Below are 10,829 nucleotides of genomic sequence, written 5' to 3'. Positions count from 1 at the left end.
CCATCCGCCAAAAATGCAGTAGCCATGCACCTGTGCGATCGTAGGTTTGTCGAGGTCGCGCCAACGGAGTGTGTTGTCGAGAAATAGCCGTCGCGACCGCTCATAAAGCGCCCGCAAACCTTTTCCGTACGGGCGTCGCTGCGCGTCTGCCTTTTCGTCGGGAGTGCCCAGGTCATGCCCCGAGGAGAAATGTTCTCCCCGGCCCGACAGGATTATCACGCGCACGTCATCGTCGGCGTTGGCCTCGTTGAAGGCCTCGTCCATCTCTTCCAGCAACACGCGGGACTGGGCATTGCGATACTGCGGACGGTTCAAGATGACGCGGGCGATCGCGTCCTGTTTTTCATATTCGATTTGCTTGTATGCCATATTCGATCCGTGCTCCCCTATGTGTCGGTATGGTGCTCCACACTCTCTTTACTTGTGCGACCCGAACGAGAATACGATCATTCTTGTCGCTAGTTCCGCAGCTGGGCTAAGGTCAAACTTATCTCTCAAGTCACGAGCAAAGGCTATGGCTCTTTGGAAACCGGATCAGACCTTCTATCCATCCCCAAAAATGGCGATGAACGCACCGCGCGAGAAGTTGGGGTACGTGGTGAACTTCAATCCTACCGCGCAGAACGGCAAGCACGACGCGCTCTGCGTGATCGACCTCGATCCGGCGTCAAAGACCTACTCGCAGGTCGTCGGTCGGACCGAAGTCACCTCGGTCGGCGATGAGCTGCACCACTTCGGGTGGAATGCCTGCAGCGCCGCATTGTGTCCTTACGCGCCGCATCCCCATGTCGAACGCCGCTATCTGATCGTTCCGGGTCTCCGCTCATCGCGCATCTACATTTTCGATACCAAGCCCGACCCCTGCCGCCCGCGTATCGTGCGGGTGATCGAACCCGAAGAACTGGCCGAACGGACCGGTTACAGCCGTCCGCACACGATCCATTGCGGACCGGATGCGATCTATGTAAGCGCATTGGGCACACCCGACGGTGATGGGCCCGGTGGAATTTTCCTGCTCGATCACGAAAGCTTCGACGTGCTTGGCCGCTGGGAAGTCGACCGGGGTCCACAGTATCTGGCCTACGATTTCTGGTGGCATCTCGGCCACGATGTTGCCGTGACGAGCGAGTGGGGTACGCCAAACATGATTGAAAGCGGGATCAATCCCGATCTGCTGCTGGCCGGAAAATACGGCCACGCTGTGCATATCTGGGACCTGCGCAAGCGCCGTCATCTGAAGTCGCTCGATATCGGCGCGGAAAACCAGATGGCGCTGGAGCTGCGTCCCTCGCACGACCCGACCAAGACCTATGGCTTCGTGGGCGTCGTGATTTCAACCAAAGACCTATCAGCGTCGATCTGGCTGTGGGATCGCAAGGGCGATGACTGGTCCATCAAAAAGGTTATCGAAATTCCCGCGGAGGCCGCTGATCCCGCCGCACTCCCGCCAGCGCTGAAACCTTTCAAGGCTGTCCCACCCCTCATCACGGACCTCAACCTGAGCCTCGACGATCGCTTCCTCTATATCTCGTGCTGGGGCACTGGTGACTTCAAGCAATACGATGTGAGTGACCCGCACAATCCCAAGCTCACCGGCAGTCTTCGCCTTGGCGGAATCGTTTCGCACGCAGCGCATCCCAAGGACGGTGCGTTGAATGGCGGTCCGCAGATGGTCGAGATGAGCCGCGACGGCAAACGGATCTACTTCAGCAACTCTCTGTATGGTTCCTGGGACGCGCAGTTTTACCCGGAGGGCGTCCGGGGATGGATTGCCAAGGCTGACGCGAACCCGTCCGGAGGTTTGACGCTCGACCAGGACTTTTTCATCAAGTTCGAGGGTGAGCGGCCACATCAGATTCATCTCGAAGGCGGCGACGCTTCATCCGATTCCTATTGCTATCCGTGAGTGGCGCGTGGCCGTGGCTGGCAGTTGTTGCGCTCGGCGCCTACCACGGCATCGACCCATCGATGGGATGGCTTTTCGCGGTCGCTCTCGGGCTGCAAGATCGCAGCCGGATGAGGGTGCTTGGCGCACTCGTGCCCATCGCGATCGGTCACCTGGTCGCGATCGGCTTGGTCGTCGCGATCGTGGCGGGGCTTCAATCCGTCGTTGCCATTGAATGGCTCCAACCGGCAGGCGCAGTCGCGCTGATACTATTTGGCGTATTCCGCTTGGTGCGACCGCGCGCACACCCGCGCTGGGTTGCAATGCGGGTGAATTTCGCTGAACTGGGGCTGTGGTCTTTCTTGATGGCGTCGGCCCACGGTGCCGGGCTGATGCTGTTCCCCATCCTGCTCGGGATGAACCCGGCAGGCGCTCCGATGCACCATATGCATCACCACATGGCTGCCCTCGCGCAAGGCACCTCTGCAGCGCAGGCCATCGCCGTGGTGCTCCTGCATACGGGGGCCATGGTAGCGGTGATGGGAACTATCGCCTTGCTCGTTTATGAAAAGCTGGGGCTCGCGATTCTGCGCAGTGCCTGGATAAATCTGGACACCATCTGGGCAGGGGCCCTGCTGGCGGCCGGGGTGATCTCCTTTGCTATCTAGGCCAACCTAAAGTCTAGCCGGCTTTAACTCCCGTGGTCGGCGTGCCAGCATTGTGGACATGCAGCCGTTGCGTTTGCTGCTGGTCGAGGATGAAGAGCGCCTTGCGGGTAATTTGCGCCAAGGACTGAGCGAAGCGGGTATTGCGCTCGATTGGGTCAGGTCGGCCGAGGAAGCCGAGCTGATTCTCGCCCGCCACGCCTACGACCTGATGGTACTGGATATTGGCCTGCCCGGAAAAAGCGGCGTTGAGTTTCTTCGCGAACAACGCAAGAACGGCGACTCCACACCGGTGCTGTTTCTCACCGCGCGCGGTTCAGTCGATGATCGCGTGACCGGGCTGGAGAGCGGTGGCGACGACTACCTCGTAAAGCCATTTGCTTTCGCAGAACTACTCGCACGCATCCATGCGCTCTCGCGACGCAGGCCGACTGCACAATCGCCGCTTCTCAAGGTTGCCGATCTCGAGTTCGACACGGTCAAGCGGCGCGCGCGCCGCGCGGGAAGACCGCTAGCGCTCTCGCCAAAAGAGGCGATGCTTCTGGAAGTATTGATGCGTCATGCGGGAGAAATCGTTACCCGCGACATGATCGCCGAGACGGTATGGGACTCCGGCTACAATGTGTTCACCAACCTCATCGAGGTGTTCGTAAACCGTCTGCGCCAGAAGATCGACGCCGACCCGAAGAATTCGTTGATCTCGACTGTTCGCGGCGTGGGCTACTCGATGAAGGCCCCCTAACCTGCACGCCGCCATGAGCATCCGCCTCAGGCTGACGATTTATTGGGCACTGATACTGGCCGCGATCCTGACCATCTCGGCATATGCTGCGCTGCGGCTGTTTGCCCACGAACAATGGCGCCCGATGGATGCCGCGTTGCTCGAGGAAGCCGACACCAGCGCTGACCAACTGCGCCGCGCCGATGTGGCCCAGGCGCGCGAGACCATCCGGCGACTGAGCTTGGAACATGATGTGGGACCGCACCGCAGGGTACGCCTGGTAACGGCAAGCGGGGTTGTCGCGGATTTCGGTGATCCAAGGGCGATCCCGCCGCTTCTTTCCTTTGACAACGAATTCCGCGGCCTGGTCATGAGCTCCAATCGAGCATTCCGCTTCGCGATAATTCCGTTCACCTTTCAAGGTGAGCCCGCCGTTCTACAGGACGGCGTCGACGTGACACCGGTGCGGGACTCGATCCAGCGGCTGCGTAAGACCCTCCTGCTTACAGTTCCCTTGGTACTAGCACTGTGCGTTGGCGGCGGTTATCTGCTTGCAAGCCGTGCGCTGGCACCAATCGCTGCCCTGGCAAAATCGTTGGCAGCGATCGAGCCCACCGATCTGCGCGGCCGCCTGGCAGCCTCACCGGTGCGGGACGAGATCGGCCGCCTGATCGAAGTGATCAACGCACTCCTGGACCGTTTGGAGCGTGCCTCGGCAACCGAGCGGCGATTCGCATCCGACGCCGCTCACGAATTGCGTACCCCCTTGGCCGTCCTACGATCGGGGTTGGAAGTAGCGCTCGCTCGCGATCGGTCTCCAACCGAGCAGCAGAGCGCCCTCACCAACGCGCACCGGGAGGTGGTTGGACTCTGCAAAATCGCCGAAGAACTGCTAATGCTGGCGCGGCTCAACGGCGAGGTCTCCATAGACCGCAAACCAGTCGACTTGGGGGAGGTCGTGAATGAAGTTGTCGGCGCGGTGGAACCGCTTGCGGCGTCGCGCAATATCGCACTCCATGCAAGCGTGAGCGCGGGTGCTCGGGTTGAGGGGAGCGTGACTCACCTGCGCCGCCTGGTAATCAACCTGGTAGACAATGCCCTCAAATTCACCCCGTCTGGCGGCAAAATCGAGTTGCTGCTCAATGCCGCGCATGGAATCGTCACCCTGCACGTTATGGACACCGGCGCGGGAATCGAAGCCGCCGAGTTGTCGCTGATCTTCGATCGCTTCTTTCGTGGTGCCCACGCCAACGGTGAGGGCAGCGGCCTGGGACTGAGCCTCTCCCGCGAAATCGCTAGGCTGCATCGAGGCCAGATCTCCGCGAGCAATCGGGTGAGCGGCGGCAGCGACTTCGTGGTCACGCTGCCACTGGCGTCGACGCGTCCCGGTACTCTCAGCGGCGAGCCGGAATCGCCGGCCAGCACCACAGCGAAAGCTTAATGTGCGTTAATTAGCTAGCAGCATCCGACGCTGATAGCTTCTGCGCATGACGCTCAATGTTGGATGGCGGATCGCGCTTGGCGCAGTTGCCTTTCTGGCGACGGGGACTGGTCGCGTCGCGGCGGCACCATTGACGCTCAATGAAGCGATCGACCGTGCCCTCATCTTCGCACCCTCGGTCTCGATGGTGTCGGCAGAGAGCGAGGTGAGCAAAGCCCGCACGCGAGAACAGCGCGCGCCACTGTTTCCGACTCTGACTGCCGGCACCGAGTACTATCAGGCACCAGGTTACAACACGACCGTCACCAACCGCGGCCTCTCGGCGGGTCTGATTGCACTCAATTACACGGCGTGGGATTGGGGCCGCCGGGAAGCGCAATATCGCGCGGCACGCTATGTTAGCGAGGCCGCGCAGCTCGGAGTCGCGGCGGCTCGCGCTCAAATCGCGTTCGACACAAGCATCGCGTACTACGATTTGCTGCGGGCCCGAGCGTCCGAGCGTGAACTGGGGCTCAACCTGCAGCGGCTTTCGCGCTACGAAGCTACGGTCGAAGCGCTGCAGGCCAGTGGTCGTGCGATTATCAACGACGTCCTCAAGATCCGCAGCGCGCGCAATGCGGCGGAGCTGGTACTCTCCTCGGCGCACAACGCGACGCAGCTCGCGACCGCCAACCTGGGGTCCTTGCTAGGTGACTTTAATGCCTCAGATATCGAGATTGTCGAGACCAGCGACATTCCGTCGCTGCCCAGTGGCGACCTAGTGGAAACACCGGCAATGCAAGCGGCGTTGCGCGCCATTTCATCGGCCGAGCTGCAAGTGAAAGCGGCCAAAGCTGCCCGCCTGCCGACCTTCCAGATAGCACTGACTACCGGCGCACTAGGCATCGACCCCCCGGAGACTGCGACTCACAATTCCGGCGCCTCGTATGACGGAGTTCTCTCCATGCCACTTTTTGATGGCGGGGCAATCTCGTCTCGCATCGACCAGGCGAAGGCGAAGGTGAACGCCGCGACGGCCCAATCTCGACAAACCCGCTATCTCCTGGAGCGCCGCCTGAAAGATGCCTCCCTTAGATACGAGCAAGCCACCCAGGCACTTGCGATCCTGGCGCGATCCCAGTCGACCGCAGACGACGCATTCGCAATGGCGTGGACGCGATTTCTGGGCGGCGGCAGCGCAACCCTGCTCGAGGTTCTCGACTCATACCAGCAGGCCGAGCAGATTCGGCTCGATCGCTTCAGTCACCAGTTCGACGCGCGCGCCGCGGCGGCCCAGACTAGTTTGCTCTACGGTCGCACCGGATGAATCGACACCTAATCGTGCCCGTAGCACTGGTCCTCATACTGGCTGCAGGCTGCCGCCCACAAAGCCCGGGCGAGGAGTCTCAGGAAATCGCTCCCGTGATGGTGGTCGCCGCAGCGCCCGCCACCATCACACCGATGATCAGCACCCTGCGCGTACTTGGCGTTACGGTAGCTAATCATCACGTGACCATCCGCGCACCGGCAGCCGGACGCCTGAGCGGAATGAGTCTCAAGAACGGGGACCAGGTTCGCAAGGGTGAGCGGATTGGTTACGTGGTCAATCGCGAAATCGAAGCTGCCCAGGCGGGCCTTGCAATCGCGCGCAAGCTCGATCCGCAGGAAGCGAAAACGCTGGCCGAATCTGTCAATCGCTACGACAAAAGCGATGGAATTCCAATCATCGCGCCCGAAGCGGGCGTCGTATCCCGTCCGCCGGTGACCAGCGGACAGATGGTCGCCGATCTCGATCCAATCGTCGAGTTGATCGACCCGTCCAGTATCTATGTCGAAGCTTCGATTCCGGTCGACGAGCTTCATCTGATTTCCCCGGGCATGCCCGCTACCGTCACGAGCGGTCTCAGACCCGGGGTCGCATTTCGTGCTCAGGTCGCTGCATTCATTCCGAGTTTTGATGCGAGCAGCGCGACGACCCCCGTTCGCCTTGAGTTCACCGGCTCGGAATCCATACCGGAAATCGGCGCGCCGGTAGAAGCACGTATCGTTACCAGCAATATTCCCGATGCGCTCGCAATCCCCGCCACCGCCCTGTTTCAAGATGTGGGGCAGAACCGCTACCACGTGTTCGTGGCAGGCACCGACGGTCGTGCACATCGGGTGAACGTGACCATCGGAGTCCATGACGGTCCGAGGGTCCAGGTGTTGGACGGAATCAAAGCAGGCGATCAGGTCATAACCTCGGGCGGGTACGCGCTTTCCGACGGACTTAGGATCCGGATCGCCGGCGCACCATCGTGACACGCACCAACTACACGCTCGCAATTCTGACGGTTATCGCGGCCAGCGTTCTCGGAACGATTCTCGCCGTGAGCATTCCGAGCGCGGTGTTTCCGGAGATGCAGTTCAACCGCATGATTGTTATGGCGGACAGCGGCGACCTCCCCCCTGAACAAATGCTGGTGTCGGTGACGCGGGTGCTGGAAAGCGCTGTCTACGGGGTCAACGACGTGACGTTGGTGCGCTCGACCACAACCCGCGGCAGCGCCGAAATCGACGTCACTTTCGGACAATCCGCCAACGTCACCACCACCTTTCAGCTCGTGAACGCGGCGGTCGCAGACGCCAAGAGCCGGCTGCCGGAGGGGACCACCGTCGAGGCGCGTCTTCTCACCTCTGCGACCTTTCCGATCATTGATGTGAGCCTGAGCTCCAGGACCCGAAGTCTCGCGGAACTGACGGATATCGCATTCTATGACGTGGTCCCGAGTCTTCATCGAATCCCGGGCACGCAAAGGGTCGACGTGGTAGGCGGAAAGTATCGCGAGTTCATCGTGCGGTTGGACCCGGCTCGCATGCTCGAGCATCAGCTCTCGCCCCAGGATGTTATCGACGGCCTCGCCAAAGCCAACGTAATCGCCTCGGCGGGCCGCATGCTCGACTCTCATCGTATGCTGTTAACCGTGGTCACGACCGATGTCGGTGGGACGCGAACGCTCGCAGGCCTGACCGTCGCGACGTTGGCAGGCGCGCCGGTGCACGTGCGCGACATTGCCACCGTGGAACTCGGCATTCGAGAAGACTATATCCGCACGGCCTCCGAACATGGTCCCGCGGTCCTCGTCAGCATCTCGCGGCAGACCAGCGGCAGCACCACGCTGATCGCAGAACAGGCACGATCGCTGATATCGCAGCTGCGACAGCGCTATCCTGACGTGGAATTCTCGGTGTCGTACGATCAATCGTTGCTGGTCGAAGAATCATTTCGCAGCGTGCGCGACGCAATCGTGCTGGGCCTGGTTCTCGCGGTGTTGATCGTGCTCGCCTTCACTCGCAGCTTTGCCAGCGCGGCGATCGCAGCGATTGTGGTTCCCTGCACGATCGCAATCACCTTCGCAATCATGAAGGCGGCGGGTTTGACCTTCAACATGATGACCCTGGGTGGCCTGGCCGCGGGAATTGGCCTGTTCATCGATGACGCCATCGTGATGATCGAGGGGATTCATCGAGCGCGCTCCACCGGCGCCTCCACCTCCGACGCGATCCCGGCCGCCCTCAAGGAACTGTCTCGGCCCTTAGTTGCCTCTACTCTCACCGTGATCGTGGTCTTTGTTCCACTGGTTTTCATGAGCGGTGTGACCGGCGTGTTCTTTCGCGCCCTCGCTCTCACCCTTGGAGCCGGACTGGCAGTCTCTCTCGGTCTGGCCCTCTATTTCACCCCGGCGCTCGAGATGCTGTTCACGCGTCTTCGCGGGTCCAGCCGTCCCTCGGGACGCATCTTCCAGTTGATTAGCGAGGGCTACCTGGTGACCCTGCGCCCGTTCGTCCGCCTGCCACCACTCGCGATCCTGTTCTCCGCCGGAGCCGCGCTGCTGGCGATTCTTTTCTACCGCGCGGTTGGAACCGACTACCTGCCCGAACTCGACGAAGGTGCTTTCATCCTTGATTACATAGCCCCACCGGAAGGCACCCTGGCCGACAACGGCTCACTGCTGGACCAGATCCAGCAGGTTCTGCTAACCACGCCGGAGGTTGCGGCTTTCGCCAGGCGGACCGGAACGCAAAACGGATTTTTCCTCACCGAATCCAATCGTGGCGATCTTTCGGTACGGCTCAAACCAGATCGCCAGCGTCGCATCGACCAGGTTATTGATTCGGTCCGCGAGCGCATTGCCTCGTCCGTACCCGGCGTGAGCGTTGAATTTTCCCAGATGCTGCAGGATCTGATCGGGGATCTATCCGGGGTTCCCGAACCAATCGAGGTCAAGATCTTCGGCGCCGATCAGCAAGAGATTGAAGAAACGGCGCGCACAGTTGCAAGGGAACTCCGTTCAATTCCGGGTCTCGTTGATGTTTTTGACGGTGTTGTCCTGAGCCTTCCAGAGCAGGAAATAGTCGTCGATGGAACATCGGCGGCACGCTTCGGGCTCACGCCAAGTGACGTATATGCGACTCTGCGCGCGGCCATCGAGGGCACCGTTGCCACCAGCATCCGGACTGGCGACCGGCTGGTCGGGGTGCGGGTTCGCTATCCGGAATCCTTTCACCGCGACCTGAGTTCGCTTTCGGAAGTGCTGCTCCGTGCCCCCAGCAATGGGCACGTGCCCCTGTCCGCGGTGACGCAGCTGAACTATCTCGGCCAGCGCGCCGAACTGAGCCGCGAACGGATGCGGCCGGTGGTGCACGTAACCGCCCGGCTGGCCGGCATCGACCTCGGCACCGCGATGGCCCGGGTCCGCCAGCGTCTCGGAACGATAGCGCTCCCACCCGGCGTATCGATTGAGTACGGCGGCCTCTACGCGCAACAGGAAGAGGCGTTCGGGCAGCTGCTGCTCGTTCTGATCAGCGGGACGATCGCCATGTTCCTGATCCTGATATGGGAATTCCGCAGGCTCACACCCGCGCTCGGGTGCCTGGTAGCCGCGGTCGGCTGCCTGGCGGGAAGCGTTGCTGCGCTCTATCTCACCGGAATAACGCTTAACATCTCGTCGTTCATGGGAATAATCATGGTCGCAGGCATCACGGCGAAGAACGGTATCTTGCTGCTCGACCATGCGGAGCATGACGTGGCGGCTGGTGTACGGCCAAAAGATGCGCTCGTGTCTGCCGCGCGGATCCGGCTCCGCCCGATTCTGATGACGACTCTCGCAACGGCCGCAGGTTTGTTCCCGCTCGCTTTAGGACTCGGTGCGGGAGCCAAGGTGCAGCAGCCACTTAGCGTTGCGGTAATTGGCGGGCTGGCGTTCGCGCTGCTTCTGTCCATGCAACTGGCGGGAGGCATCTATCTGCTCGGAACCCGTCCCCGTCCTCAATAATCGCTGACGGCTGCGGGAGAAGGAACGACTCTAGCCTTTCGCCCATGGTGGGGAAGGGGTCCGGCTGACCTGCTACTGCTCGGGTGGCCAATGCGGAGAAGGCAATTTTATTGGATCAGACCGGTGATCTGCTGCGAAAATAGAGGTCGCTGATGCTAGCGCGCACCATCCGTTCCGTCTGCATCGTTGCGATTGCCTCTTTGCTGGTCGGCGCAACGGTGCTTGCTGGAGATCCTTGGAATACCGGCGACCCCTGGCATGCCGGCAACCCATGGAACGCACCGACAGCTTCTCCCACGCCGGAAACAATCTACGAACCTTCGAGTTCTCTCTCGGCGGTTCCATCCGTAGCTGCGGTTCCATCGGTCGCCGCGGTGCCGACCGTCTCCTTTGGGGTCGTTCCCACGCCCCTCCCGGCTCCGGCGTCGGTAACTACGCCGGTGCCACCGATCACGACCAATGGGATTGGATTGCGCGGTAATTCTTCGGCGGGCGCACACATCGTGATGATGAAATGTGCGGGATGCCATGGGCAAGACGGTTCCGGCAAGGGCATTCAGCTCGAGGAGCTGAACGTCAAACAACCGCCCATCCCATGGAACGATGCGACCGCAATGTCGGCATTGAGCGACCAGGAGATCGCGGGGAAAATTTCGAGCACCGACCGGCAGCAGAATCCTGATGCGGTAATGCCTTCATTTGGTGACCAACTAAGTGCCCAGCAAATCGACGACGTGGTCGCGTACATACGGATGTTAGGAAAATAGGTACTGGGCCATCCCGATTCGGGTCGCAAGCCGCCCTGAAGGGCCGGGTCGGGTTC

At 61.1% G+C, this 10,829-nt stretch carries 9 protein-coding genes; 8 read left to right on the top strand and 1 reads right to left on the bottom strand.

Annotated features, from left to right (window positions below):
• Positions 1-369, bottom strand: a 369-nt coding sequence (locus VGI36_13450; protein ID HEY2486150.1) for an enoyl-CoA hydratase-related protein, incomplete at its 3' end; no start/stop codon positions are given.
• A gap of 145 nt (positions 370-514) precedes the next feature.
• Here VGI36_13450 and VGI36_13445 point away from each other — a divergent pair.
• From VGI36_13445 to VGI36_13410, 8 genes are all read left to right on the top strand, one after another.
• Positions 515-1,906, top strand: coding sequence for a selenium-binding protein SBP56-related protein (locus VGI36_13445; GenBank protein HEY2486149.1), 1,392 nt, complete (start codon positions 515-517; stop codon positions 1,904-1,906).
• Entirely contained in the window at positions 1,903-2,553 is a 651-nt protein-coding gene (locus VGI36_13440) for a hypothetical protein (GenBank protein HEY2486148.1), read from the top strand. The genes VGI36_13445 and VGI36_13440 overlap by 4 nt, the downstream gene beginning before the upstream one ends.
• A 58-nt stretch (positions 2,554-2,611) precedes the next feature.
• The gene (locus tag VGI36_13435; GenBank protein HEY2486147.1) at positions 2,612-3,292 is read left to right on the top strand and encodes a response regulator transcription factor; all 681 of its coding nucleotides are present in this window, start codon (positions 2,612-2,614) and stop codon (positions 3,290-3,292) included.
• 13 nt (positions 3,293-3,305) lie between these two features.
• The gene (locus VGI36_13430) at positions 3,306-4,712 is read left to right on the top strand and encodes a HAMP domain-containing sensor histidine kinase (protein ID HEY2486146.1); all 1,407 of its coding nucleotides are present in this window, start codon (positions 3,306-3,308) and stop codon (positions 4,710-4,712) included.
• Between the two features lie 46 nt (positions 4,713-4,758).
• Positions 4,759-6,018, top strand: coding sequence for a TolC family protein (locus tag VGI36_13425; GenBank protein HEY2486145.1), 1,260 nt, complete (start codon positions 4,759-4,761; stop codon positions 6,016-6,018).
• 14 nt (positions 6,019-6,032) lie between these two features.
• Complete coding sequence (locus VGI36_13420) at positions 6,033-6,992, top strand: efflux RND transporter periplasmic adaptor subunit (GenBank protein HEY2486144.1); 960 nt, start codon at positions 6,033-6,035, stop codon at positions 6,990-6,992.
• Entirely contained in the window at positions 6,989-10,006 is a 3,018-nt protein-coding gene (locus VGI36_13415; GenBank protein ID HEY2486143.1) for an efflux RND transporter permease subunit, read from the top strand. Before VGI36_13420 ends, VGI36_13415 begins: the two co-directional genes overlap by 4 nt.
• A 152-nt stretch (positions 10,007-10,158) precedes the next feature.
• Positions 10,159-10,773, top strand: a complete 615-nt coding sequence (locus VGI36_13410) for a cytochrome c (protein ID HEY2486142.1) — start codon at positions 10,159-10,161, stop codon at positions 10,771-10,773.
• Positions 10,774-10,829 lie beyond the last annotated feature (56 nt).

It is taken from the genome of Candidatus Binataceae bacterium, assembly GCA_036495685.1.
In the GTDB taxonomy this organism is placed as follows: Bacteria; Desulfobacterota; Binatia; order Binatales; family Binataceae; genus JAFAHS01.
Note: the sequence above shows the minus strand (reverse complement) of the source record. Positions and strands in the feature narration are given on the sequence as shown.

Bases quoted from the DNA above. Each gene is read 5' to 3' on its own strand.
- VGI36_13410 (HEY2486142.1), top strand. From the start codon at position 10,159: ATGCTAGCGCGCACCATCCGTTCCGTCTGCATCGTTGCGATTGCCTCT.
- VGI36_13430 (HEY2486146.1), top strand. From the start codon at position 3,306: ATGAGCATCCGCCTCAGGCTGACGATTTATTGGGCACTGATACTGGCC.
- VGI36_13425 (HEY2486145.1), top strand. From the start codon at position 4,759: ATGACGCTCAATGTTGGATGGCGGATCGCGCTTGGCGCAGTTGCCTTT.
- VGI36_13445 (HEY2486149.1), top strand. From the start codon at position 515: ATGGCTCTTTGGAAACCGGATCAGACCTTCTATCCATCCCCAAAAATG.
- VGI36_13435 (HEY2486147.1), top strand. From the start codon at position 2,612: ATGCAGCCGTTGCGTTTGCTGCTGGTCGAGGATGAAGAGCGCCTTGCG.